Here is a 25,078-nt window from a genome sequence, read left to right on the forward strand (position 1 = left end):
AACCCGATGGGCCGTCCGCCGCCCGCCGCGATGACTTGTCCATGCCAGGACTATGGCTATGGCTATGGCTATGGCTATGGCTATGGCTTCGCCGAGAAGACACCACATCCGGACGCTCACCCCCCATTGACGTCGCCCCGGAAGCGCCTTACTTTCCTCTTCATCAATAGGAAAGTTTCTTAACAGAGTGAGGCGGGGCACCACCATGGCCGCACCACCCCCCGGCAACACCCCCAACGGCACCCCCGGGACCCCCCGGGTCCTGCGCGCCATGAACGACCGGGCCGCGCTGGACCTGCTGGCCGCGCACGGCCCGCTCACCCGGACCCGGCTCGGGGAGCTGACCGGGCTGTCCAAGCCGACCGCCTCGCAACTGCTGACCCGCCTGGAGTCCGCCGGGCTGGTCCGGCCGACCGGCAACGTGACCGGGCGGCCGGGGCCCAACGCCCAGCTGTACGAGATCAACCCGGCCGCCGCCCATGTCGCGGCGCTCGCCGTCGACCAGGAGGGCATCAGCGCCGCCGTCGCCGACATCACCGGCCAGGTGGTCGGCGAGCACCGGGTGACCGCCCCCACCACCGACGAGTCCCTGACCGGCCGCACCGCGGAGCTGGTGGCCGAGGCCGTCGACGGCGCCCTGGCCGCGGCCGGGCTCGACCGGGCCGACCTGCACGGGACCGTCATCGGCACCCCCGGCGCCCTCGACCCGCGCACCGGAACCCTGCGCTACGCACCGCATCTGCCCGGCTGGCAGTCGCGCGCGCTGCGGGACGAGCTGGCCGAGGTGCTGCACACCCCGATCGTCATCGAGAACGACGTCAATCTGGCGGCCGTCGCCGAACAGCACCACGGCACCGCCCAGGACTTCGACGACTTCGCCCTCGTCTGGGCCGACGAGGGGGTCGGCGCGGCCATCGTGCTCGGCGGCACGCTCCTGCGCGGGGCCACCGGCGGAGCCGGGGAGATCGGCTACATGCCGCTGCCGGGGGCACCGCTCGCCCGCGGCGGGCCGGACGCCGCGGCCGCGCCGGACGGGGGCGGCGGGTTCCAGAAGCTGGTCGGCAGCCCCGCCGTCGTAGAACTGGCCGGGGAGCACGGCATCGAGGCGCCCACGGCCGCCAAGGCGCTCACCGCCGCGCTGCGCACCCCCGGGGCGGGCGACGCGGTGCTGACCGAGCTGGCCCGGCGGCTGGCCACCGGGCTCGCCTCCGTCGTCGCGGTGGTCGACCCGGAGCTGGTGGTGCTGTCGGGGGAGGTCGCGCAGGCCGGTGGGGAGCGGCTGCGCGAGCTGGTCGAGACCGAGCTGACGGGGCTGGCCCTGCCCCGGCCGGAATTGCGGATCAGCGATATCGAGGGGGATCCGATACTCATCGGCGCGTTGCGTCAGGCGGTCGCCGATGCCCGTAACACCGTTTTCGATACCGCCTGAATTCCCCGCAAGGAAGTACCGCCATGCCACCAAGACTGGCTGTTCTCGCCTCGGTGCTCGGCGCCGGTGCCCTGCTGCTGGCCGGTTGCGCCAATCCAAGCACCGGCAGCGCGACCGACGATCCGACCAAACCCGTCACGCTGAAGTTCTGGCACGGCTGGTCGGAGAAGAACGAGGTCAAGGCGATCGATGCCGGCATCGCCCGGTTCGAGAAACTCCACCCCAACATCAAGGTGAAGACCACCGGCAACGTCACCGACGCCACCTTGAACCAGGCGCTGCGGGCCGGCGGGGACGACGCTCCGGACGTGGCCTCGTCGTTCACCACCAACAACGTCGGACAGTACTGCTCATCCGGGATGTGGGCGGATCTCGACCCGTTCATGAAGAAGACCGGACTGGACAAGAACAAGGTCTTCCCCAAGACGCTGCTGGACTACACCAGCTATGACGGCGACCAGTGCGCGCTGCCGCTGCTGGCCGACGCGTACGGCATGTACTACAACAAGGACGCGTTCCGGGAAGCCGGGATCTCCCGCCCGCCGCGCACCATGTCGGAGCTGAAGCGGGACGCCGTCAAGCTGACCAAGCGCACCAAGAACGGCGGTTATGAGCGGGTCGGCTTCATGCCGAACTTCCGGCTCTACCAGAACAGCCCGGACCGCCTCTTCGCCCAGTGGGGTCCCACCTACTTCGACAAGGACGGAAAGGCGCGGCTGGCGAAGGGCAGCGCCGCCAAGGACTTCTTCGCCACCACCCGGGACCTGGTGAAAAGTCAGGGCGGCTACGGCCCGCTGGAGAAGTTCCGTACCTCCTTCGGCGACGAGATGTCCTCGCAGAACGCCTTTCTCACCGGCAAGCTGGCCATGCACATGGACGGCGAATGGCGCGGCCTCTTCATGAAGGGCGCCACATTCAAGTGGGGCACCGCTCCCCTGCCGGTACCCGACGACCAGCCCGAGACGTACGGCCGGGGCTATCTCACCGGAACGGTGATCGGCATCGGGCACAGCAGCAAACACCAGAACGCGGCGTGGGAACTGGTGAGGTTCCTGACCGCCGACACCAACCAGGTCGTCTCCTTCGCCAACGCCATCCACAACGTGCCGTCCACCAAGGCCGCCCTCACCTCCCCCAAGCTCGATCCCGACCCCACCTTCCGCGCCTTCCTGGACATCGCGCAGAACCGATACAGCACCGCCCTGCCCGCCTCGATCAACGGCGGACAGTACGTGGTCTCCCTCCAGGACTTCTCCTATGGCGTCGAAGAAGGCAAGGAACCCGATCTGGACAAGGGACTGAAGGAACTCGACAAGGAAATCGACGCCGACAATCTCCAGGCTCAGAACTGACGGAGCGCGACATGGCCACAGTGATGAACTCCCCCGCCCTGCGCCGCAAGGCCGTGCGCGAGCGGTTGCGCACCCTCGGTTTCCTCTCCCCCTGGCTGGTCGGTTTCACCGTCTTCTTCGGCTATCCGCTGGTCGCCACCGTCTATTTCTCCTTCATGCACTACAACCAGATCGAGACCCCGACCTTCGTGGGGCTGCGGAACTGGCGGTACGTGTTCGAGCAGATGCCGCTGTTCGGCCCGGCGCTGTGGAACACGCTCTGGCTGGTCGTGGTGATGGTCGCGCTGCGGGTCGTCTTCGGCCTCGGCATCGGCCTTCTGGTCACCAAGGTCAAGTCCGGGGTCGGTTTCTTCCGCACCGCGTTCTACCTGCCGTATCTGGCTCCCCCGGTGGCGGCCACCGTCGCCTTCGTCTTCCTGCTCAATCCCGGCACCGGCCCGGTGAACGACATCCTCGGGCAGATCGGGATCTCCGCCCCCAACTGGTTCAACGACCCGACGTGGGCCAAGCCCTCGCTCGTCCTGCTGTCCCTGTGGGGCATCGGCGACCTCATGGTCATCTTCATGGCGGCGCTGCTGGACGTGCCGAAGGACCAGTACGAGGCGGCCGACCTGGACGGCGCCGGGGCGCTCCACAAGTTCCGCTATGTGACCTGGCCGTCGATCACCCCGATCGTGATGTTCGCGGTCGTGACGGGCGTCGTCCAGACCATGCAGTACTACACCCAGGCGCTGGTGGCCGGAAAGCTCGCCTCCGGTGTCAGCATCGGGCCCGGTTCGGTCATCCAGCCCGGCTATCCCGACCACTCCACCCTCACCGTGCCGCAGCTCGTCTACTCGCTCGGCTTCCAGAACTTCAACACCGGGGCCGCCTGCGTGCTCTCGCTCGTGCTCTTCGCGATCGCGATGGCAGTGACGACGCTGCTGATGCGCCGGCGCGCCGGCCTGCTGTCGGCCGAGGACTGAGAGGACCCGTCCGCCATGACCGCAACCACCACCCTCACCGCGCCCTCCGCACCCGTCCGTCCCCGCGCCCGGCGCTCCCCCGCCCCGGCCGCCCGCCGCCGCGCCGCGCTCCACTGGATCGCCGTCCACACCGTCGCCGTCGCCACGGCGCTCTTCTTCCTGCTGCCGTTCGTCTTCGTCTTCCTGACCGCCGTGATGAGCGACAGCCAGGCGATGAGCGGCGCCCTGTGGCCCACCGAATGGCACTGGTCGAATTACGCCGAGGTCTTCCGGACCCCTGGTTTCCTCGACTGGTGGCGCAATTCGCTGATGTACGCGGTGCTCGGCACCCTGTTCACGCTCTGCTCGTCCATTCCGGTCGCGTACGCGCTCGCCAAGTTCCGCTTCCGCGGCCGCCGTACCGCCATGATCCTGGTCATTTCGACGATGATGCTGCCGCCGCAGGTCATCGTGGTGCCCATGTATCTGGTCTGGGCCCAGCAATTCCATCTGTCGGGCTCGCTGTGGCCCCTGATCATTCCGATGGCGTTCGGTGACGCGTACTCCATCTTCCTGCTGCGCCAGTTCCTGCTGACGATTCCGCGGGAATACCTGGAGTCGGCGCGGGTCGACGGCTGCGGGGAGTTCCGCACCCTGCTGCGCATCATCGTTCCGATGGCCAAGCCGGGCATCGCGGCCGTCGCGCTCTTCCAGTTCTTCTACTGCTGGAACGACTACTTCGGCCCGCAGATCTACGCCGCGCAGAACCCGGGCGCCTGGACGCTCAGCTACGGGCTGGAGAGCTTCAAGAGCGCGCACAGCGTCAACTGGAACCTGACGATGGCCGCGACACTGCTGGTCATGGCCCCCGTCATCATCGTCTTCTTCTTCGCCCAGAAAGCCTTCGTGGAAGGCGTCACACTGACAGGAGTCAAGGGTTGAAACTCGCAGTCGTGGGGGGCGGGTCCACCTACACCCCCGAACTCATCGACGGGTTCGCCCGGTTGCGGGACGTGCTCCCGATGGAGGAGCTGGTGCTGGTCGACCCGGCCACGGACCGACTGGAGCTGGTCGGCGGGCTCGCCCGCCGGATCTTCGCCAAGCAGGGCCATCCGGGGAAGATCTCCTGGACCGACGACCTGGACGCGGGCGTGGACGGCGCCGACGCGGTGCTGCTCCAGCTGCGCGTCGGCGGCCAGGCCGCGCGCAACCAGGACGAGACCTGGCCGCTGGAGTGCGGTTGCGTCGGCCAGGAGACCACCGGCGCGGGCGGGCTCGCCAAGGCGCTGCGGACCGTCCCGGTCGTGCTGGACATCGCGGAGCGGGTGCGCCGCCGCAACCCGGACGCGTGGATCGTGGACTTCACCAACCCGGTCGGCATCGTGACCCGGGCGCTGCTGACGGCCGGGCACCGGGCCGTGGGCCTGTGCAACGTCGCCATCGGCTTCCAGCGGAAGTTCGCGAAGCTGCTGGGCGTGGCGCCCGGGGAGGTGACGCTGGAGCACGTCGGCCTCAACCACCTCACCTGGGAGCGGGCGGTGCGCATCGGCGGCCCGGACGGCGAGGACGTGCTGCCCAAGCTGCTCGCCGAGCACGGCGACGCGATCGCCGACGACCTGCGGATGCCGCGCGACCTGGTGGACCGGCTGGGCGTCGTCCCGTCGTACTACCTGCGCTACTACTACCAGCACGACGCCGTCGTACGGGAGCTGCGCACCAAGCCGTCGCGGGCGGCGGAGGTCGCGGCGATCGAGCGCGAGCTGCTGGAGATGTACGGCGACCCGGCGCTGGACGAGAAGCCGGAGCTGCTGAGCCGCCGCGGCGGCGCGTTCTACTCGGAGGCGGCGGTCGATCTGACCTCGTCGCTGCTGCGCGACAGCGGGGAGGTGCGCATCGTCAACGCGTTCAATGACGGCACCCTGCCCTTCCTGCCCGACGACGCGGTGATCGAGGTCCCGGCGGCCGTGGATGCACAGGGCGCGAAGCCACTCCCGGTACGCCCCCTGGAGCCGCTGTACGCCGGGTTGGTCGCCCATGTCACGGCGTACGAACAGCTGGCGCTGGAGGCAGCGTTGAAGGGCGGGCGGGAGCGCGTCTTCCAGGCGCTGCTCTCCCACCCCCTCATCGGCCAGATCGACTGCGCCGAGAAGCTGACCGACGACCTGATCGCGCACAACCGGGAGCACCTGGCGTGGGCCTGACGCAGTCCGAACCGGCCGGTTCCGCACCGGCCTCCCCCTCCTCCGCCGCACCGGGGCCGCCCGTGCTGGCGATCGACGCGGGCAACAGCAAGACCGACGTCGCGCTGGTCGGCCCGGACGGAACCGTGCTCGGCACGGCCCGCGGCGGCGGCTTCCGGCCGCCCGTCGTGGGCACCGAGCGGGCCGTCGGCGGGCTCGCGCGGCTGGTGGAGGAGGCGGCGCGGCGGGCCGGGGGCTCCGGTCCGCCGCGGGTCGGGCACGTCTCCGCGTGCCTGGCCAACGCCGATCTGCCGAGCGAGGAGGAGGCGCTGACGGAGGCGCTGACCGGCCACGGCTGGGGCGGCACCGTCACGGTCGCCAACGACATCTTCGCGCTGCTGCGGGCCGGGGTCGCCGACGACGGCGAGCCGACCGGCGTCGCCGTCGTCTGCGGCGCGGGCATCAACTGCGCCGGGCTGGGCCACGGCGGGCGCACCGCCCGCTTCCCCGCCATCGGGCGGCTCTCCGGCGACTGGGGCGGCGGGGGCTTCCTGTCGGAGGAGGCGCTGTGGTGGGCGGCGCGCGCGGAGGACGGCCGGGGCGAGCCGACCGAGCTGGCCCGCGCCCTCCCCGCGCACTTCGGCCTGACCACGATGTACGAGCTGATCGAGGCCGTCCACCTGGGGCGGCTGGAGCCGTCCCACCGCTACGCGCTGACGCCGGTACTCTTCGCGGTGGCCGCGGGCGGCGACGAGGTCGCGCGCGCGATCGTCGACCGCCAGGCGGAGGAGGTGGTCACGATGGCCACGGTCGCGCTGACCCGGCTGGACCTGCTGGCCGAGGAGACGCCGGTGATCCTGGGCGGCGGGGTGCTCGCGGCCCGGCACCCGCAGCTGGACGACCGGGTCCGCGAACTCCTCGCCGAGCGCGCCCCGAAGGCCGCGCCCCGGGTCGTCACGGTCCCGCCCGTGCTCGGGGCGGCGCTGCTCGGCCTGGACCGCACCGGCGCGCCACCGGCGGCGTACGCCCGGCTGCGCGCGCACTTCGACGGGGGCGAGGGGGCGCCCACGCAGCGTGTGCGAACGGGCGTCACGGAAACTCACGGTGACGAAATGGGAACCGGGAGTCCCTCCCGAGCGTAAACACAGTGGGGAGGGAAGATCGCGGTCCGAGCAAGATCCAGGCAAGACCGGTGACCTTGCCGGGGGGCGCGGTCCATACTTCTGCGGACAGTGACCGTGGGGTCCGGACCAAGGGGGAGGTCTTGTGTCATCTCTGTCGACCACCGGCAGACCAGCGCCGCCGCCCGCGCCTGCGGCCCCGCCGCCGCGGACCGCGTGGCGGGAGGGCCTGGACCGGTTGCGGACCGCGGCCACGACCGAGCCCGGGCGGCTGCGGATCATCGGAGCCGTGCTGGCCGCGCTGGTGGTGGCGTTCGGGGCGGTGACGGCCTGGCAGGTCTCCGACCGGGAGACCGCGGCCGACGCGGTGGCCGAGCACAGCCAGCCGCTGAGCGCGGACGCCGCGCGGATCTACCGCTCGCTGGCCGACGCGGACACCACGGCGGCGAGCGGCTTCCTGGCGGGCGGCCAGGAGCCCGCCGCGGTGCGCAAGCGCTATGAGCGGGACATCGACACGGCGTCCGAGCTGCTGGTGCGGGCCGCGGCCAACACCGAGGGGTCGGCCTCGGCACGCGCCGAGATACGGAAGATCAGCCAACTGCTGCCGGTCTACACGGGGCTGGTCGAGTCCGCGCGCGCCAACAACCGCCAGGGCCTGCCGCTGGGTGGCGCGTATCTGCGGTATGCGAACGACACGATGCGCACCCGGCTGCTGCCCGCCGCCGACCGGCTGTACGAGGCGGAGACCGCCCGCCTCGGCGACGACTACGGGGACGCGAAGTCCTGGCCATGGGTGGCGATAGGGGTGGGCGTGGTCGCGCTGGCCGCCCTGGGCTGGGCCCAGCGCCGCAACTACCTGCGGACCAACCGGGTGTTCAACCACGGGCTGCTGGGCGCGTCCGCCGCCGCCACGGTGGTGCTGGTGTGGCTGGTGGTCGGCCATGCCATCGCCCGCGCCGACCTGAGCGAGTCCGACGACCACGGGGCGAAGTCCCTGCGGGTGCTCAACGAGGCGCGGATCGCCTCGCTGCGGGCCCGCGCCGACGAGAACCTGACGCTGGTCGCGCGGGGCGCGGTCGTCGTCGACAAGGACGGCGCCAACAAGGGCAAGGACGCCTACGAGGTCAGCTACGCCTCCCGGATGGCCGGGCTCGTCGGCGGCGGGTCCGGCGACCGCCCCGCCGAGGGCAGCCTGCTGGACCGGGCGGACGATCTCGCGGACGACGGCGGGGGCCGGGAGCCGGTGGAGGCGGCCGCCACGGCGGTCCGCGCCTGGCAGGACCGTCACAAGGCGGCCCGTAGCGCCGATGACGCGGGCGACTACAAGGACGCGCTGGAGAAGGTCATCGGCACCAAGGACAGCACCGGCGAGTCCTTCGACCGGGTGGACGACGAGCTGGCGAAGGCGCTGGGCCATGAGCAGCGGCAGTTCCAGCAGGCCGCCGACAGCGGGCGCGGGGCGTTCACCGGGATGGCGGTCGGGGCCGGGGTGCTGGCGGTGCTGGGCGCGGCGGGCGCGGTCCTGGGCATAGGCCGCAGGCTGTCGGAGTACCGGTGACGGCGATGGGGGGCGGAGACATGCGATCGACGCGGACACGACCGGCACGGCCGCGATCGACACGACTGCGATCGGCGCGGATGCGGTCGGGCCTCGCCGGGGTGGTGTGCGCCCTCGGGGTGACCACGGCCATCGTGGGGCCCGCACTGGTGGACGGCGGGGGCGACGCCCGGCAGTCCCAGGCGTCTCAGCGGTCCCGCCCGGGCCCGCACCCCCTGGGCGCCGGTTCCGAGGCGGCGGCAGAGGACTGCGAGAAGCCGGAGGCGAGCCTGCGGCCGTCGAGCGCGAGCGGACCGGCCATCAAGCGGATCAAGGAACGGAAGATCCATGGGCACAAGGTCGGCAAGCTGATCGCGGGCGTCGACCAGAACAGCTACCGCTGGGGCTATCGCGACCCGGCCACCGGTGAGCTGACCGGGTTCGACATCGACCTCGTGCGCGCGATCGCCAAGGACATCTTCGGCGATCCGAACGCGGTCATCTACCGCACCATTCCGACCAGTCAGCGCATCAAGGCCCTCCAGCAGGGCAAGGTGGACATCGTGGTGCGCACGATGACCATCAACTGCGACCGGATCAAGGACGTGGCCTTCTCCACCGCCTACTTCCAGGCCGGACAGCAGGTGCTGGTCCCCGACGACTCGTCCATCACCGGCTACAACACGACCCTGCGCGGCAAGAGGGTCTGCACGGCCCAGGGTTCGACCGCCGAGGCCGTGCTGGACGAACCGGACAAAGGCGCCGAGGCGCTGGGCGCGATCAAGGTCACGCCCGTTCCCAACCAGCTGGACTGCCTGGTCAGGCTACAGATGGGTCAGGTGGACGCGGTGATCACGGACAACGCGCTGGCGGCGGGCCAGGCCGCCCAGGACCCCTCCGTCAAGCTGGTCGGCCCACGATTCACCGATGAGCTGTACGGCGTGGCGATGAACAAGAACGACGACGACCTGGTACGCCGGGTCAACCAGGTCCTGGAGGACTACCGCAAAGGCGGCGCCGACAGCCCCTGGCAGCGCGCCTACCGCACCTGGCTCGCGGAGGATTTCGGCAGGACACAGCGGAACCCGGCACCTCCGGATCCCCTGTACCAGAACTAGAGGGGCCAAGAACTAAAGGGGCCAAGAACCAGAGGGGCCAAGAACCAGAGGCGCCGAGGACCGGAGGAACCGAGGGCAGATGGACTGAGGGCAGGAGGAGTTGAGGACCGGCGAGGAGCCGAGGATCACGGACCGGCAAGGATTAGCGCCCGGTTCCTACGCGTAGGGATGTCGCAGCAGACGGATCACGCCTGACGGATACGGACTCGGAGAGGTGATCGATGGGGGTCCCGGGACCCTTCCCCGGCTCCGCGGGGACACCCGAGGGGCCGGCCATGGGCCGCGAAGAGGTGGACCGTGCGCTGGCGAGGCTCGGCGCCGAGCACGAGGCGATCGAGACGTCACTGCTCGCCCTCCAGGACCACGCGGGCAGAAGGCTGCTCGAAGGCGCCGAGCTGACGGGCGTCACCAAGGAGCGGTGGGCCACCACCGAACAGGCCATCTCGCTGCTGTGGAGCTATTTCGACGCGTACACGGACGCCCTCCGGCGCGCCCGCGAGGTGCGCTCCCGGCACCGCTGGTCCACCCCGGGCGAGCTGGCCGAGCTGACCGAGCTGCTGCGCGGCCCCGGGATCACCCTGCCCAGCACCGCCACGCTCACCGGAACGCCGCTGCTCAGCGAGCAGTTGAGCCTGGACCTGCTGGTCGACCGGATGAACCGCTGGTATGCCGAGGCGCTGGACGTCATCGTCACGGCCGACGCCGTGTGGTCCGCGTTGCCCGCCCGGATCGACATGCTCTCCGCCGAGCTGCACCGCACCCGTTCGCTCGCCCACTCGGTCGGGGTGCGGCCCGGGGAGCACCCCTCGGGCGACGATCTGGAGCAGATCACCGCCGAGCTGACCGCGCTGCGCGCCGAGGTGGTCTCCGATCCGCTCGCCTTCTGGAAACCGGCCGCCGGGAGTTCTGCGCCCGGCGGCGGCAGTCCCGACACCGTCCGCTACGACCGCGCCGCCCGCGCCCTGGACGACGTACGGCGCGAGATCGAGGCCGTCCTGGACGTCCGGCAGGATGCGGAGCGGCGACTGATGCGGCTGCGCGATGTGCTGTCCCGCGCCGATCGCACCCTCGCCGAGGCCCGGCAGGCGCGCGGTGAGGTGCTGGCGAAGATCGCGGCGTCCGAGGTGCCCGCGGTCAGCGGCCCGCCGACCGCCCTGCACGAGCAGCTGGTCATGGCCGCCGACTACCGCCGGCGTTCCCAGTGGCACCGGCTCTCCCCGCTGTTGGAGAGCCTGGAGCAGCGGGCCGACGACGAACTGCTGCGCGCCCGCGAGTCGTTGACGGCGGTGACCGCACCGCTCGCGGTCCGCGCCGAGCTGCGCGGACGGCTGGACGCGTACAAGGCGAAGGTCGCCCGGCACGGTATGGCGGAGGACCCGTTTCTGGTGGAGCGGTACGACGTGGCGCGCCGGATGCTGTGGAGCGCCCCGTGCGATCTGCGCGCCGCCGAGCAGGCGGTCCTGCGCTATCAGCGGGCGGTTGCCGAGGCATTGGCGCCCCGGCAGCAGGATCCCGCCGGTCACGGTGCCGCCGATCGCGGCAGCGAGGGGGAGCGCTATGAGTGACGTCGTCACCTGCCAGCGGCGCGAGTGCGGCGGGACGTACGAGGACGTGGGCGGCGGCGAGCTGTACTGCGGCACCTGTGGGATGGCCCCGGTGGTCTCCCCGCAGGGCATGGTGAGTTCGCCGCCCACCGGCGTCGCGGGCGGCGGGGGCCATGGCTCGTCGTCCCGCTCGACGCGCTCGTCCCGGCCGTCCCGTTCGTCGTCGTCCCGGCGTTCGGTGTCCGGGCAGCTCTCCCGCTCCTCCTCCGGGCGCTCCTCGCGTTCGGTGTCGGTGCGCGGCTCCGGCTCGTCCTCGACCGCCTCGGGGCGGAACGCGCTGGGTGCGGGCCTGGTCAGCGTCCCGGAGGTGCCGCGCCCCGATCCGCGTACGGCGGTGCTGGCCAACCCCGAGGTGCCGGAGCGGAAGCGGTTCTGTAGCAAGGGCGACTGCGGGGCGCCGGTGGGCCGCGCCCGCGGCGACCGGCCGGGCCGCACCGAGGGCTTCTGCACCAAGTGCGGTCACCCCTATTCGTTCGTGCCGAAGCTCGGCCCCGGCGACATCGTGCACGGGCAGTACGAGGTGGCGGGCTGTCTGGCGCACGGCGGGCTCGGCTGGGTCTATCTGGCCATCGACCGTGCGGTGTCGGACCGCTGGGTGGTGCTCAAGGGCCTGCTGGACACCGGTGACGAGGAGGCGCTGGCGGCCGCCGTGTCCGAGCGCCGTTTCCTCGCCGAGATCGAGCACTCCAACATCGTCCGGATCTACAACTTCGTCGAGCACCTCGACCAGAACACGGGCAGTCTCGACGGCTACATCGTCATGGAGTACGTCGGCGGCAAGTCCCTCAAGGACATCGCCAACGCGCGGCGCACCCCGGACGGCAGGCGCGATCCGCTGCCGGTCGAGCAGGCGTGCGCGTACGGGATCGAGGCGCTGGAGGCCCTCGGCCATCTGCACAGCCGCAACCTGCTCTACTGCGACTTCAAGGTAGACAACGCCATACAGCAGCAGGCCCAGCTCAAGCTCATCGACATGGGCGCGGTCCGGCGGGTGGACGACGAGGACAGCGCGATCTACGGCACGGTGGGCTACCAGGCCCCGGAGGTCGCGGAGCAGGGGCCCTCGGTCGCCTCCGACCTCTACACGGTGGCGCGCACGCTCGCGGTGCTCACCTTCGACTTCCAGGGCTATACGAACGTCTTCGTGGACAGCCTCCCGGACCCCGAGCACATCGAGGTCTTCCGGCGGTACGAGTCGTTCTACCGGCTGCTGGTGCGGGCCACCGACCCCGACCCGGGGCGCCGGTTCTCCTCCGCGCAGGAAATGTCCGACCAGCTGACCGGGGTGCTGCGGGAGGCCGTGGCGCTCCAGACCGGGCGGCCCCGGCCCGCGCTGTCGACCCTCTTCGGGCCGGAGACCCGGGTGGTGGACACGGTCTTGTTCGCCGAGGAGGGCCAGGATCCGTCCCTGCTGGGCGGTCGGACCACGGACCGGGGCGCGCCGACGGGCGGTCCCGTACCGTCGCAGGGCCCGCCCGCGCCGCCGCAGGGCCCGCCCGTACCGCCGCAGGGTCCGCTGTCCCTGCCGCTGCCCGCCATCGCACCGCTGGACACCCGGGCCACCGCCCTCGCCCTGCCCGTGCCGCTGGTGGACCCCTCCGATCCCAACGCGGGTTTCCTGGCCGGGCTGCTGTCCGCCCCGCCCGCCGAGGTCGGCGCGGCGCTGCAATCCGCGCCCGTCGACTCGCCCGAGCTGCGGCTGCGCCGGGTGCGCGCCCTGCTGGAGCTGGGGCAGACGCAGGAGGCGGGGGTCGCGCTGACCGGTCTGGAGGCCGCGTACCGCGACGACTGGCGGATCGTCTGGTACCGGGGGGTGCACGCGCTGGCCTCCGGCGACCACGAGACGGCCGCGCTGTCGTTCGACGCCGTCTACGACGCGTTCCCCGGGGAGCCCGCGCCGAAGCTGGCGCTCGGCGTCTGCGCCGAGGTGCTGGGCCAGTTGGACAACGCGGCGGAGTACTACCGGCTCGTATGGGCGACCGATCCGAGCTTCGTGAGCGCCGCCTTCGGGCTGGCCCGGGTCCGGCTGTGCTCCGGGGACCGGGCGGACGCGGTGCGGGTGCTGGAGTCGATTGCTGAGTCGTCGATCCACTACACGGCGGCCCGGGTCGCCGCGGTGCGGGCCCGGCTGCGCCAGCGTGCCGCGCGGGAAGCGCTGTTGGCCGATCTGACGGCGGCCGCCCTCCAGGTGGAGCGGCTGGGGGAGTTGGGCCTCGACGCGGTGCGGCGCGAGCGGCTGTGCACAGAAGTCCTGGGCAGTGCGCTGGATTGGGTACTGTCCGGCAGCAGCGGCGCGCCGCCGGGCCGAACCCGGCCGCCGCTGCTCGGCAGCAGCCTGGACGAGCGCGGGCTGCGGTTCGGACTGGAGCGCTCGTACCGGGTACTCGCCAGGCTCGCACAGCGCGGCGAGGAAAGGATCGAACTGGTGGAGCGGGCCAACCGCTACCGCCCCAAAACGTGGGTGTGATCGATGTCGCAGATGCCACAGCTGCCCCAGCTGTCAGCCTGCCCAACCTGTGCAGAGCCGCTGGAGGCGGGAGACAATTACTGTGGCGGGTGCGGGGCCGACTTGTCGGCGGTCGTGCCGTCCGCACGGCAGGAGCCGGAGGACTACCGGCTGGCAGCCCCGGCACCGCCCCCGGTGACCGACCCGCGGACCGCGGCGGCACTCGACGCCCCGTCCCCGCCGGGCCCGGCAGCGCCCGGCACCCCACCGACCACCCCCGCCGGTACACCCACCGGCACGGACACGCACACTCGGACGCACACCAGTACAGGCACGGCATCGAGCGCGGGCACCGGCACCGGGGCGGACCCCCGGCTGCCCGGCGGCGGCAGCCGCCCCCGGTGCGCCGCGTGCCAGGAGGGCACCATCGACAGGGACGGATACTGCGAGCACTGCGGGCACGCCCAGGCACGTGAGCGCGACCATATGGAGCGGGAGTTGGCGGGCGTCGCCGCGGCGAGTGACCGCGGGCTGCGCCACCACCGCAACGAGGACGCGTTCTCCGTGGCCACCGCCGCCCTCCCGGACGGCTCACCGGCCGTCGTGGCGGTGGTCTGCGACGGGGTCTCCTCGGCCACCCGGCCCGACGACGCGTCGGCCGCGGCCGCCCACGCGGCGGAGGTGTCGCTGCTGACCGCGCTCCCCCGCGGCGCCCACCCCCAGCAGGCCATGAACGAGGCGATCGTGGCCGCGGCCGACGCGGTCACCGCGCTCGCCCTGGAGACCGGCGCCCCGGGCCCGCACGAGGAGCCCCAGCAGCGCCATCAGAACGCTCCGGCCTGCACCATCGTCAGCGCCGTGATCACCGGCGACCTGCTCACCGTCGGCTGGATCGGCGACAGCCGCGTCTACTGGGTGCCCGACGACCGGACGACCCGGCCCGCCCGGCTCACCGAGGACGACTCGTGGGCGGCCCAGATGGTGGCGGCGGGTCTGATGTCGGAGGCCGAGGCGTACGCGGACGAGCGGGCGCACGCCATCACCGGCTGGCTCGGCGCGGACGCCTACGAACTGGAGCCGCACACGGCCTCGTTCAAGCCGGACCGGCCGGGTGTCGTGGTGGTGTGCACCGACGGGCTGTGGAACTACGCCGAGTCGGCGGAGGAGATGGCCCGCGCGGTACCGCCGGACGCCCGGGGCAGGCCGCTCCAGAGTGCGCGGGTCCTGGTGGGCCACGCCCTCAACGGCGGGGGCCACGACAACGTAACAGTGGCCGTGGTGCCGTTCCCCGCCGCGCCGGGAGGGGCAGGATCCGCCTGACGGCCCGAGGGGGACGGGCTCCGGCCCGGAGGGGCGGCGCCGGACGCCATCACTCCGCCCACGCTCTCGCGGCACGACGCGATGCCCATACGTCCCTGTGGAGCGCCAAGGAGCGGATCAGATGGCCATTTTCTCCAAGTCCCAAGCGCCGCGGTTCTCGGTCGACGTCTATCAGAACGAGTACCTCCCGGAGAGAGGCCGTGAGGTCAACGCGATCGTCACGGTCACCTCGACCGGCGGCGGGACGACCGGAGGGATGCCGATCCCCGCTCCCGTCGCCGCCCCCGGCCGGTACGCCACGGGCGGCGGCGCGGCCGACGCCGCCGTGGTGATCATGGTGGACTGCTCCGGCTCCATGGACTATCCGCCGACGAAGATGCGCAACGCCCGGGACGCGACCGCCGCCGCGATCGACACGGTGCGCGACGGAGTCGCCTTCGCGGTGATCGCGGGCACCCACAAGGCGGCCGAGGTCTTCCCGGGCAACGGGCGGCTGGCGACCGCGGATCCGGTCACCCGCGCCGAGGCCAAGGACGCGCTGCGGCGGCTCGGCGCGGCCGGTGGCACGGCGATCGGCACCTGGCTGAGGCTCGCCGACCGGCTGCTGGGCACCGCGGATGTCTCGATCCGGCACGGCATCCTGCTCACCGACGGCCGCAACGAGCACGAGACGCCGGAGGACCTGCGGGCCGCGCTCGACGCCTGCGCGGGCCGCTTCACCTGCGATGCCCGCGGGGTCGGCACCGACTGGGAGGTCAAGGAGGTCACCGGGATCGCCTCCGCCCTGCTCGGAACGGCCGATATCGTGGCGAATCCGGCCGAACTGTCCGCGGACTTCACGCAGATGATGGCGACGGCCATGCGGAAGGAGGTCGCCGACGTCCATCTGCGGCTGTGGACCCCGGTGGGCGCCGAGGTGATGTTTGTGAAACAGGTCGCACCCACGGTCGAGGATCTGACCGGCCGGCGCGCCGAGGCCGGACCGCGCTCCGGCGACTACCCGACGGGGTCATGGGGGGACGAATCACGCGATTATCACGTGTGTCTGCGGGTACCGGCGGCGGAAATCGGCCAGGAAATGCTCGCGGCCCGGGTCTCCCTCGTCCTGCCGCAGCCGGACGGCCAAGGCCCTCCGACCCCGCTGTCCCAGGGGCTCGTCCGGGCCGTGTGGACGACCGACATGACCGCCTCCACCTCGATGAATCCGCAGGTCGCGCACTACACGGGCCAGGCCGAAATGGCACAGGTCATCCAACAGGGCATGGATGCGCGTAAGTCCGGCGATGTCGAAGGAGCGACCGCCAAGCTGGGAAGGGCCGTACAGCTGGCGAACGCTTCGGGGAACAAGGACACGGCGAAACTGCTTGCGAAGGTGGTGGACGTCGTCGACGCGGCGGCAGGTACTGTGCGACTGAAAGCGAAGGTTGCGGAGGCGGACGAGATGACACTCGAAACACGCTCCACCAAGACAGTTCGCGTCAAGAAGTAGCACGAAGAGATCACGTTACGGCAGAAATGCCAAGAACGGCACAAGAGGGGGATCACCGACATGCCGACCTGCCCTAACGGCCACCAATCGGCGGCCGACGACTGGTGCGAGGTGTGTGGCCACCGGATGTCGGGGACACCCATGCCCTCCGGCCACATGCCGCCGCCCCCTCCGCCCCCTCCGATGCCGGGCGGCCCGGGTGCGCCCGGCCCCGGCGGCTACGGCGGCCAGGTCCCGGGCGGCCCGCCGCCCCCGCCCGGCGCGCCCTCCTCCGGTTACGGCTACCCGGCCCCGCCGCAGCCGGACGGCGGCTACCAGCCGGAGGTGTGCCCGCAGTGCCGTACGCCGCGTGAGGCGCAGGCGCCGTTCTGTGAGGAGTGCCGCTACAACTTCCTGACGCAGCAGCCCACCTCGTACGCTCCGCCGCCGCCCGGACAGGGCGGCTTCCCGCCGCCGCCCGGCCCGCCGCAGCCGCACGGGCAGCCGCCGCTGGGCCACCAGGGCCCGCCGTCGCAGGGGCAGCCGCTGCCGCCGCACGGCCAGCAGCCGCCGCACCAGACGCACGGCGGCGAGTACCAGGCCTCGCGCCCGTCCCAGATCAACCGCCCGGCCGAGCCGCTGTCCCCGTCGGAGCCGCACCAGCCCTCCGGCCCCGCCTTCGGCGGCGGGGAGGACGACTGGCCGCTGGCGCCGCCGCAGGCGTCCGCGGGCGCCGCCCCGCCGCCACCGCCTGCTCCGGCCCCGCCGCAGCAGCAGGGTTACGGGTACGGCTACCCCCAGGCGCCGCAGCCGCCCGCGCCCCCGGCCCCGTCGTACGGCAACGAGGCGTACCCGGGCCCCGGCGCGCCCCCGCCGCCCGGCCCGTACGGACAGGGCGGCGGGCACACGCCGCCGCCCCCGGCCGGGCCCGGGAACTGGACGGCGGTCGTCGCGCCGGACCGTGACTACTTCACGGCGATGATGCACCGCAGCGGCCCGGAGGCCGCCGGGCTGAACCTCCCGGCGTACTCCCCCGAGCAGCAACTGCCGCTCAGCGGCCAGCAGATCACCATCGGCCGCCGCCGTCACAGCACGGGCGAAGCGCCGGACATCGACCTCGGGCGCGCGCCCGAGGACCCGGGCGTCTCGCACCAACACGCGGTCCTCGTCCAACAGCCGGACGGCGGCTGGGCGGTCGTCGACCAGGACTCGACGAACGGCACGACGATCAACGGCGGCGAGGAGCCGATCCAGCCGTATGTGCCGATACCGCTCCAGGACGGCGACCGGGTGCACGTCGGCGCCTGGACGACGATCACCGTCCGCCGCAGCTAGGACTTCGGCTCATGGGCCGGGGCGCGTTCCGCCCCGGCCCCGGCCCGGCCGCGGCTCCGGGCCTCATCAGGTGGGTTCCGCGCCCAGCGGCCAGGCGTACGCGCCCTCCGCGTCGTCCAGCCAGGCCCACTGGCGCTCGCCCCGCACCGTGACCCCGTAACGCTCGCGCCCCGGGCGCCCCTCGTGCTCCCACAGCGCCAGCGCCTCGACCGGCTCCAGCCGTCCCGCGGCCAGGTTCAGCAGAAAGCGGAACGAGTCGTCCAGCAGCGGCCACGACGGCAGCCCGTGCGTGGGGACGGGGCGCGGCGGCCCGCTGCCGCGCAGCGGGACGAAGTACGCGGGGGTGGTCAGAAAGCGGCCCTCCGCATGCCGGGCGTCGCGGACCCGCAGCACGATCAGCCCGGTGGCCAGCGGCATCAGCACCAGCGCCCCGGGTCGGCACTGCCCGAGCCACGCGGACGGCACGGACGGCAGGGCACACGTCGCGATGATCCGGTCGTAGGGGGCACGCGCGGGACAGCCGCGCGCCCCGTCACCGGTGATGACGGCCGGGCGGAATCCGGCCGCGGCGAGATGTCTGCGGGCGGCCTCGGTGATCTCCGGGTCGAGGTCGACGGTCGTCACCCGGGCGTCGCCGAGCCGATGGGCGAGCAGCGCCGCGTTGTAGCCAGTGCCCGCGCCGATCTCCAGCACCCGGTCCCCGTCCCGCACCCGCAGCGCGTCGAGCATCCGCGCCATCAGGGACGGCTGGCTGCTGGAGGAGATCAGCTCGCCGTCGCGCACCCGCGTCGCCAGGGGCGCGTCGGCGTACGCCCCGGCCAGCCAGCGGGCCCGGCGCAGCGGGTTCCGGTCGTCCCGCCACAGCCGGGTGGTGAGCGCCGCCCCGCCCTCGTCGCCCGCCACGCCCGCCTCGTAGTAATACGGCACGAACAGATGGCGCGGGACCTCCTCGAACGCCGCCCGCCACCGCGGATCGGTGAGCCCGCCGCCCGCCGTCATCTCCCGGACGAGCCCGGCCCGCGCCACGGCGGCCGCCTCGGCGTGACGATCGGGCCGGTCGCCCGTCCGTCCGCGCCCGCCGCCCGTCTCCGTCACGCCCGCGCCGCCCATGCCTCCACTGTCCTGCGCGCGCCTCCGCCCCGCTACCTCCGTCCGCCGGGCGGGCCCCTTGTCCGGACAGCACACCTAGGGGGTGTCTTGTCGGTCAGGCCGGATCAGCGAGCGGCGTCTGGTGCAGGGGGCACCTCCCAGCGGTAGCTGGGGGAGCATCGCAACCCGCGTGAGGAGAGCGCAGCGGCGCTGCGCGCGACGAGCGCGGGGCCGCGAGGTGCCGTGCCAGGCGTCGGGAGCCCGGCCTGCCCGGCAAGGCACCCCCTACGCCCCCTTACCTAGGCCGGGTGGTCTGAGAGCATGGAGGCGTGAAAGACATTCCGCGCGGCACACTTCAGGAGCAGACCTTCTACGAGCTGGTCGGCGGCGAGCAGACCTTCCGGCGCCTGGTCCGACGCTTCTACCAGGGGGTCGCGGAGGACCCGCTGCTCCGGCCGATGTACCCCGAGGACGACCTGGGCCCGGCGGAAGAGCGGCTGGTGCTCTTCCTCATGCAGTACTGGGGCGGGCCCCGCACCTACAGCGACAACCGCGGCCATCCGCGGCTGCGCATGCGCCACGCGCCGTTCACCGTGAACCGGGCGGCCCATGACGCCTGGCTGAAGCACATGCGGGACGCAGTCGACGAGCTGGAGCTGGCGCCCGACCTGGAGCGCCAGCTGTGGAACTACCTCACCTACGCGGCCGCCTCCATGGTCAACACGGAGGGCTGAGGCCGCCCAGGGCCGAGACCGTCCTAGGCGGGCGTCACGGACAGCCCGGACAGCCCCGACGTACGCACCGCGATCGAGCCGTACGGGGTGCGCAGCCGCAGCCAGCCGCCCGCGGCGAGCAGCCCGAGCGGCTCGTCCTGCGGGGCGAGGGCGGTGGCACCGCGGAAGCCGGTGGCGGCGGGCGCGCCCGCCCGCGCCGGGCGCAGGAAGCCCAGCGACTGGGCGGCGTGCACGGCGCGCAGCGGCAGCCCGGTGTCCCCGAGGGTGCGGGACCAGATCTCGTGGCCGATGCGGTCGCGCTCGGCGCGCGTACGGTGCTCCTCGGGGAGCGCCTCGTCGCGGGCCCGGAACTCGGCGACCGCGGCCGCGACCGCCGCGCGCACCTCGTCCGCGCCGGGCAGCCCCGGCACCCGGCGCCAGCCGCCGCGCGGCGGCAGCACCCCGGCCCAGGGCGGGCCGGTGACGGCCTCCGGAACGGCGACGGTGAGCCCGTCGGACGCCGTCGTCGTGCCGGAACCCGCCGCGTCCAGCGCGTCGGCGAACTGACCGGCCGAGACGGTGGTGTCCAGCGCCCCCGGCCCGCCGGGCGCCCCGGCGTCCGTGGCGCCCGCGGTGACGACGGCTTCCAGCCGTGCCGTACGGATGGCCAGGACCTCGAAGGACGGCGGGCGGCCGAAGACGGCCAGCACCCCGCCGCCCGCCTGGAGGCGGACGGCGGCGGCACGGTCGTAGTGGATCAGCCGGGCCAGGAAGGCGGCGAGGTCGGCCGCCTCCCCGGCGTCGGCGAAGTGCAGCTCGTGCTGGAAGGCCGTCATACGGTGACGGCCCCCTCGGCGGACTTCCCGGCTCCCTTCCCGGCCGCCTCCCCGGTGCCCGGCTCGGGCTCCAGGTAGTCGGTCAGGAAGCTCTCCTCCTCGGACGTGACGCGGCGCGGCCGGCCCGCTTCGAGGTCGAAGGGGACGATGCGGGTGGCGGCCCGCACGTACACGGTCTCCTCGTCCTTGACCTCGTAGCACAGGTCGATGGAGGCGGCGCGGATCTCCTTCACCCAGGTCTCGATGGTCACCGGCGTGTGCCGGTGGACGAGGGGCTTCAGATAGTCGATCTCGTGCCGCGCCACGACCACCCCGCCGGTGAACGCGTCACTCCCGTTCCCCGGCGCCAGCCGCCACATGAAGTCGACGCGCGCCTCCTCCAGATAGCGGAGGAAGACCACGTTGTTGACATGGCCGAACGCGTCCATGTCGAACCAGCGCAGGGGGCAGGAGTAGATGTGCCGGGCCATCCCCTCAGCCCCGGGTGAGCTTCTTGTAGGTGGCGCGGTGCGGACGGGCGGCGTCCGGGCCGAGCCGCTCGATCTTGTTCTTCTCGTACGACTCGAAGTTGCCCTCGAACCAGAACCACTTGGAGTCGCCCTCGTACGCCAGGATGTGGGTGGCGACGCGGTCGAGGAACCAGCGGTCGTGGGAGACGACCACGGCGCAGCCCGGGAAGTCGAGCAGCGCGTTCTCCAGGGAGGACAGGGTCTCGACGTCGAGGTCGTTGGTCGGCTCGTCGAGGAGCAGCAGGTTGCCGCCCTGCTTGAGGGTGAGCGCGAGGTTGAGGCGGTTGCGCTCACCGCCGGAGAGCACCCCGGCGGGCTTCTGCTGGTCCGGGCCCTTGAAGCCGAAGGCGGAGACGTAGGCGCGGGACGGCATTTCGACCTGGCCGACGTTGATGTAGTCCAGCTCGTCGGAGACGACCGCCCACAGCGTCTTCTTGGGGTCGATGTTGGCGCGGCTCTGGTCGACGTAGGAGATCTTGACGGTGTCGCCGACCTTGATCTTGCCCGCGTCGGCGGTCTCCAGGCCCTGGATCATCTTGAAGAGCGTGGTCTTGCCGGCGCCGTTGGGGCCGATGACGCCGACGATGCCGTTGCGCGGCAGGGTGAACGAGAGGTCGTCGATGAGGACCTTCTCGCCGAACGCCTTGGAGAGGTTCTCCACCTCGACCACGACGTTGCCCAGGCGCGGGCCCGGCGGGATCTGGATCTCCTCGAAGTCCAGCTTCCGGGTCTTCTCGGCCTCGGCGGCCATCTCCTCGTAACGGGTCAGCCGGGACTTGGACTTCGCCTGGCGCCCCTTGGCGTTGGAGCGGACCCACTCCAGCTCTTCCTTGAGGCGCTTCTGGCGCTTGGCGTCCTTCTGCCCCTCGACCTTGAGGCGGGCCTGCTTCTTCTCCAGGTACGTGGAGTAGTTGCCCTCGTAGCCGATGGCGCGGCCGCGGTCCAGCTCCAGGATCCACTCGGCGACGTTGTCCAGGAAGTACCGGTCGTGGGTGATGGCCACGACGGTGCCCGCGTACTTGGCGAGGTGCTGCTCCAGCCACTGGACCGACTCGGCGTCCAGGTGGTTGGTGGGCTCGTCGAGGAGCAGCAGGTCGGGGGCCTCCAGCAGCAGCTTGCAGAGCGCGACGCGGCGCTTCTCACCACCGGAGAGGTTGGTGACCGGCGCGTCACCGGGCGGGCAGCCCAGGGCGTCCATGGCCTGCTCCAGCTGGGCGTCCATGTCCCATGCGTTGGCGTGGTCCAGCTCCTCCTGGAGCTTGCCCATCTCCTCGAGCAGCTCGTCGCTGTAGTCGGTCGCCATCTGCTCGGCGATCTCGTTGAAGCGGTCGAGCTTGCCCTTGGTCTCCGCCACGCCGTCCTGGACGTTCTCCAGCACGGTCTTGGACTCGTCCAGCGGAGGCTCCTGGAGCAGGATGCCGACGCTGTAGCCCGGCGAGAGGAAGGCGTCACCGTTGGACGGCTGCTCCAGCCCGGCCATGATCTTCAGCACCGTCGACTTACCGGCGCCATTGGGGCCCACGACACCGATCTTCGCGCCGGGATAAAAGCTCAGCGTGACGTCGTCGAGGATCACCTTGTCGCCGTGCGCCTTACGCGCCTTGCGCATGGTGTAGATGAACTCAGCCAAGAGAAACCGTCCGGCAATCTGGTAGGTATCGATGTGCGGGCGCGCCGCATGGGTGCATGCGGGCTCCGCCGCGTCCAGGGCAGAGACACCCCACCCCATCTTGCCGTACGGCAGGCCCGAGGCGGAAACCAGTTGTTCCGCCGTCCGGGGCGGCCGCCCCGGCAGGAAGGGCCGGAACCCCGCATTCTGCCGAGGCCCCGGCCCTTCCTCACCGTCCGTCGTCGGCGGTCACCCCGCCGGGCGGTCACTCGCCCGAGGGGGCCTTCTTGGTGCGGACGAAGAAGATCGCGCCGCCGCCGACCACGACGAGCGCGATGGCGATGCCCGCGATCAGCGGGGTGGAGCTGCTGCTGCCGGTCTCGGCGAGGTCACCGCCGTCGGTGTCGTCGACGGCCGTGGTGTCACCGCTGGCGACCTCGCCGCCGCCGGTGCCGCCGGCCGACGCCGGGCCCGCCTGGGAGGAGGGGGTGTCGCTGCCGCCGCTGCCGCTGCCCGCGGTCTTGCAGTCGAGGACGCCGGAGAAGGTCTTCTGGAATCCGTTCGGGCCCCGGACGCTGAACTTGTAGCTCTGGTCCTCGTTCACCGGAACGGTGACGGTCTTCGACTGACCGGCCTCGACCGTGTACTTCTGGTTCAGCAGCGTGAAGGTGAACGCCTCGTCGCCCTTGTTGGTCGCCGTGACGTCCACACCGCCCTCGGCGCAGTCCTTCTCGGCGGTGACGGCCGGGACCGCGCCCTTCTCCACCCAGTGGGCGGTGGCCGAGGCGGAGACGGTGCTCTCGCTGGAACCGGCGAGTATCTGCGTCTGGCTCTTGGTGTCGCTGGAGAACGCGCGGCCGACCGGAACCTTGGTGGCGGCCTGGGCGGTCAGCGTGGTGGAGCCGTCGGCCGCGTCGGACGGCACGTCGACGTAGACCTCGCCGCCGTTGGCGGCGCTGGTGATCGTCTTGCCGCTCTTGTCGACGAGCTTGACGCCGGATCCGGCGGCCTCGGTGCCCGGGGTGAGGGTGACGCTCTCGGCGTTGGTGCGGACCGTGACCGGACCGAGCCGCTCACCGGCCTTGCCGGAGACGGCCGGCGGGTCGAGGCTCAGCGAGGCCTTGGGCTCGGCCAGGTTCCGCGCGTTCTCCTCCAGGTAGTCGGCGAGCTTCTCGGCCGCCGGGTCGACCGCGTCGACCTTCGCCTTGTCGGAGAAGCGCCAGATGGCGACCTGGGTACCGGCGGCCGCGGTCTTCTCGGTGAGGGCACCGGAGCCCGCCTTCGAGGCGAGTTCGGCGAGGTCGTTCACCTGGGGATAGGAATTCTGGAGAATCCAGTTGATCTTGCCCGCTTCGCGGTTGTTCGCCAGCGAGGTCTGGCTCCAGGGCTTCTCTTCGTACTTCGCCTTGCTCTGCGTCGGATTGTGCAGGTCGATGCAGTACGTCTGGATGCTGCCGCCGTTGTCGACCGCCATCTCGAAGAGACCGGCGCCGACCTCCTGGTCACCCTTGTCGTGGATGACCGCCTTGTCGAAGGTCTTGAGGCCGCTCAGCGTGGCCGTGGCTCCACCGTTTCCCGGAGGCACATCGTCCGCGGCGGCGGCACCGGCGCCGGCCAGCGCGCCCACCGCTACCAGCCCTGATGCCAGAACGGCGGCCGCAAGTCGAGCGGCACCCCGCCTCTTCACAGAAATCATGGTTTCCCCTCCGGGCGAGCGCCAGTCAGTTGATGCGCCTCGCCAGCGAACTCAAAACTCAGTAACCCCCGTTGGGCACTCAGGGATCCTAGGGAGCGAAAAGCCGCACGATCCCCGATTGGACCTGACGCCAACCGATCCGAATCGGAATTGTTATCTGCCCCACAGACCCCATATGACCTGGGATTATCGATAAATCACCCCTGGTCAGCGGGGTGTTGCCCCGGTCGGTACGTTTAAAAGCGGTTTGGCCTGTGAGACCCGCCGGAAGGCGGAGGTGCCGCGCGTGAGATCGTGCCCGACCGCCGCCGCGTCGATCTCCGCGGTGATCCACCGCTTGGGCCCGCCCTCCCCCTCCCCCGCGCCCTCCCGCTCCTTCTCCCGCTCACGCACCCGCAAGGTGCCATGGACCAGCAGCGGTTCGCCGAGCGACACCGAAGCGGCCACGTTCGCCGCGAGGGTCCGCCAGGTCCAGACCGTGTAGAAGCTCGTATACGCGTCCACCCACCCCTCGCTCTTCCGGTCCCAGCGGCGCACCGTCGCCGCCAGCCGGAACCGGGCCACCGCGACCCCGGCCGCCGTCTCCCAGAAATCCGGCCGCGTCGCGGCGTTCCCCACCACCGTCGTCCAGGTCTCGTTCATGCCCGCGCTCCCCCGCTCTCCCGCGATCCCGCTCTCCCCCGGCGGCCCACCGGACCGCCGACCCCCATGCTGCCCGCGATGCGATCCCCGCGCCGGAGCCTGTGCACAACCCCCAGCCTGTGGACAACCC

At 71.9% G+C, this 25,078-nt stretch carries 20 protein-coding genes; 14 read left to right on the forward strand and 6 right to left on the reverse strand.

Going from position 1 to position 25,078, the window contains the following annotated elements; genetic code table 11:
- Positions 1–205: 205 nt before the first annotated feature.
- From HYQ63_RS15155 to HYQ63_RS15215, 13 genes are all read left to right on the forward strand, one after another.
- A complete protein-coding gene (locus tag HYQ63_RS15155; RefSeq protein WP_179934297.1) occupies positions 206–1,429 on the forward strand; it encodes an ROK family transcriptional regulator in 1,224 nt (407 codons plus the stop codon).
- Between the two features lie 23 nt (positions 1,430–1,452).
- The gene (locus HYQ63_RS15160) at positions 1,453–2,781 is read left to right on the forward strand and encodes an ABC transporter substrate-binding protein (protein ID WP_179934298.1); all 1,329 of its coding nucleotides are present in this window, start codon (positions 1,453–1,455) and stop codon (positions 2,779–2,781) included.
- 11 nt (positions 2,782–2,792) lie between these two features.
- On the forward strand, positions 2,793–3,746 hold the full coding sequence (locus HYQ63_RS15165; RefSeq protein ID WP_179934299.1) for a carbohydrate ABC transporter permease: 954 nt from the start codon (positions 2,793–2,795) through the stop codon (positions 3,744–3,746).
- Between the two features lie 15 nt (positions 3,747–3,761).
- Positions 3,762–4,667: a carbohydrate ABC transporter permease gene (locus tag HYQ63_RS15170; RefSeq protein WP_179934300.1), complete on the forward strand. Its 906-nt coding sequence runs from the start codon at positions 3,762–3,764 to the stop codon at positions 4,665–4,667.
- On the forward strand, positions 4,664–5,926 hold the full coding sequence (locus HYQ63_RS15175; RefSeq protein WP_179934301.1) for a 6-phospho-beta-glucosidase: 1,263 nt from the start codon (positions 4,664–4,666) through the stop codon (positions 5,924–5,926). Before HYQ63_RS15170 ends, HYQ63_RS15175 begins: the two co-directional genes overlap by 4 nt.
- Positions 5,917–7,047, forward strand: coding sequence for an N-acetylglucosamine kinase (locus HYQ63_RS15180; protein ID WP_179934302.1), 1,131 nt, complete (start codon positions 5,917–5,919; stop codon positions 7,045–7,047). Before HYQ63_RS15175 ends, HYQ63_RS15180 begins: the two co-directional genes overlap by 10 nt.
- A gap of 124 nt (positions 7,048–7,171) precedes the next feature.
- Positions 7,172–8,584: a hypothetical protein gene (locus HYQ63_RS15185; RefSeq protein WP_373689087.1), complete on the forward strand. Its 1,413-nt coding sequence runs from the start codon at positions 7,172–7,174 to the stop codon at positions 8,582–8,584.
- Between the two features lie 80 nt (positions 8,585–8,664).
- On the forward strand, positions 8,665–9,681 hold the full coding sequence (locus HYQ63_RS15190) for a glutamate ABC transporter substrate-binding protein (RefSeq protein WP_179934303.1): 1,017 nt from the start codon (positions 8,665–8,667) through the stop codon (positions 9,679–9,681).
- Between the two features lie 221 nt (positions 9,682–9,902).
- Complete coding sequence (locus HYQ63_RS15195; RefSeq protein WP_179934304.1) at positions 9,903–11,246, forward strand: hypothetical protein; 1,344 nt, start codon at positions 9,903–9,905, stop codon at positions 11,244–11,246.
- On the forward strand, positions 11,239–13,752 hold the full coding sequence (locus HYQ63_RS15200; RefSeq protein WP_179934305.1) for a serine/threonine-protein kinase: 2,514 nt from the start codon (positions 11,239–11,241) through the stop codon (positions 13,750–13,752). Before HYQ63_RS15195 ends, HYQ63_RS15200 begins: the two co-directional genes overlap by 8 nt.
- A 3-nt stretch (positions 13,753–13,755) precedes the next feature.
- Positions 13,756–15,051 (forward strand): PP2C family serine/threonine-protein phosphatase, encoded by a 1,296-nt coding sequence (locus HYQ63_RS15205; RefSeq protein ID WP_179934306.1) that lies wholly within the window; start codon positions 13,756–13,758, stop codon positions 15,049–15,051.
- 121 nt (positions 15,052–15,172) lie between these two features.
- Positions 15,173–16,540: a VWA domain-containing protein gene (locus HYQ63_RS15210; RefSeq protein WP_179934307.1), complete on the forward strand. Its 1,368-nt coding sequence runs from the start codon at positions 15,173–15,175 to the stop codon at positions 16,538–16,540.
- 60 nt (positions 16,541–16,600) lie between these two features.
- Positions 16,601–17,854 carry an FHA domain-containing protein gene (locus HYQ63_RS15215; protein ID WP_179934308.1) on the forward strand — a complete coding sequence of 418 codons (1,254 nt, stop codon included), beginning with the start codon at positions 16,601–16,603 and terminating at the stop codon, positions 17,852–17,854.
- 66 nt (positions 17,855–17,920) lie between these two features.
- Here the strand turns inward: HYQ63_RS15215 and HYQ63_RS15220 are convergent, their stop codons facing one another.
- A complete protein-coding gene (locus HYQ63_RS15220) occupies positions 17,921–18,964 on the reverse strand; it encodes a methyltransferase domain-containing protein (RefSeq protein ID WP_179934309.1) in 1,044 nt (347 codons plus the stop codon).
- A 308-nt stretch (positions 18,965–19,272) separates the two neighbouring features.
- On the opposite strand from HYQ63_RS15220, the gene HYQ63_RS15225 reads away from it, so the two are divergent.
- Entirely contained in the window at positions 19,273–19,677 is a 405-nt protein-coding gene (locus HYQ63_RS15225; protein WP_009717881.1) for a globin, read from the forward strand.
- A gap of 23 nt (positions 19,678–19,700) precedes the next feature.
- Here HYQ63_RS15225 and HYQ63_RS15230 read toward each other — a convergent pair whose 3' ends face one another.
- The 5 genes from HYQ63_RS15230 to HYQ63_RS15250 form a co-directional block, all read right to left on the reverse strand.
- Entirely contained in the window at positions 19,701–20,492 is a 792-nt protein-coding gene (locus HYQ63_RS15230; protein ID WP_179934310.1) for a hypothetical protein, read from the reverse strand.
- Complete coding sequence (locus HYQ63_RS15235; RefSeq protein ID WP_179934311.1) at positions 20,489–20,962, reverse strand: thioesterase family protein; 474 nt, start codon at positions 20,960–20,962, stop codon at positions 20,489–20,491. Before HYQ63_RS15235 ends, HYQ63_RS15230 begins: the two co-directional genes overlap by 4 nt.
- Before the next feature lie 4 nt (positions 20,963–20,966).
- Positions 20,967–22,631 carry an energy-dependent translational throttle protein EttA gene (gene ettA, locus HYQ63_RS15240; protein ID WP_179934312.1) on the reverse strand — a complete coding sequence of 555 codons (1,665 nt, stop codon included), beginning with the start codon at positions 22,629–22,631 and terminating at the stop codon, positions 20,967–20,969.
- Between the two features lie 244 nt (positions 22,632–22,875).
- Complete coding sequence (locus HYQ63_RS15245; protein WP_179934313.1) at positions 22,876–24,306, reverse strand: Cys-Gln thioester bond-forming surface protein; 1,431 nt, start codon at positions 24,304–24,306, stop codon at positions 22,876–22,878.
- Positions 24,307–24,513: 207 nt separating this feature from the next.
- On the reverse strand, positions 24,514–24,948 hold the full coding sequence (locus tag HYQ63_RS15250) for a single-stranded DNA-binding protein (protein ID WP_179934314.1): 435 nt from the start codon (positions 24,946–24,948) through the stop codon (positions 24,514–24,516).
- Positions 24,949–25,078 lie beyond the last annotated feature (130 nt).

The sequence above is a fragment of the Streptomyces sp. Rer75 genome (assembly GCF_013414305.1).
GTDB lineage: Bacteria > Actinomycetota > Actinomycetes > Streptomycetales > Streptomycetaceae > Streptomyces > Streptomyces himastatinicus.

Coding starts and splice junctions, on each gene's coding strand:
- HYQ63_RS15205 (WP_179934306.1), top strand. CDS start 13,756: ATGTCGCAGATGCCACAGCTGCCCCAGCTGTCAGCCTGCCCAACCTGT.
- HYQ63_RS15245 (WP_179934313.1), bottom strand. CDS start 24,306: ATGATTTCTGTGAAGAGGCGGGGTGCCGCTCGACTTGCGGCCGCCGTT.
- HYQ63_RS15220 (WP_179934309.1), bottom strand. CDS start 18,964: ATGGGCGGCGCGGGCGTGACGGAGACGGGCGGCGGGCGCGGACGGACG.
- HYQ63_RS15230 (WP_179934310.1), bottom strand. CDS start 20,492: ATGACGGCCTTCCAGCACGAGCTGCACTTCGCCGACGCCGGGGAGGCG.
- HYQ63_RS15210 (WP_179934307.1), top strand. CDS start 15,173: ATGGCCATTTTCTCCAAGTCCCAAGCGCCGCGGTTCTCGGTCGACGTC.
- HYQ63_RS15160 (WP_179934298.1), top strand. CDS start 1,453: ATGCCACCAAGACTGGCTGTTCTCGCCTCGGTGCTCGGCGCCGGTGCC.
- HYQ63_RS15155 (WP_179934297.1), top strand. CDS start 206: ATGGCCGCACCACCCCCCGGCAACACCCCCAACGGCACCCCCGGGACC.
- HYQ63_RS15200 (WP_179934305.1), top strand. CDS start 11,239: ATGAGTGACGTCGTCACCTGCCAGCGGCGCGAGTGCGGCGGGACGTAC.
- HYQ63_RS15195 (WP_179934304.1), top strand. CDS start 9,903: ATGGGGGTCCCGGGACCCTTCCCCGGCTCCGCGGGGACACCCGAGGGG.
- HYQ63_RS15235 (WP_179934311.1), bottom strand. CDS start 20,962: ATGGCCCGGCACATCTACTCCTGCCCCCTGCGCTGGTTCGACATGGAC.
- HYQ63_RS15170 (WP_179934300.1), top strand. CDS start 3,762: ATGACCGCAACCACCACCCTCACCGCGCCCTCCGCACCCGTCCGTCCC.
- HYQ63_RS15190 (WP_179934303.1), top strand. CDS start 8,665: ATGCGGTCGGGCCTCGCCGGGGTGGTGTGCGCCCTCGGGGTGACCACG.
- HYQ63_RS15215 (WP_179934308.1), top strand. CDS start 16,601: ATGCCGACCTGCCCTAACGGCCACCAATCGGCGGCCGACGACTGGTGC.
- HYQ63_RS15165 (WP_179934299.1), top strand. CDS start 2,793: ATGGCCACAGTGATGAACTCCCCCGCCCTGCGCCGCAAGGCCGTGCGC.
- HYQ63_RS15250 (WP_179934314.1), bottom strand. CDS start 24,948: ATGAACGAGACCTGGACGACGGTGGTGGGGAACGCCGCGACGCGGCCG.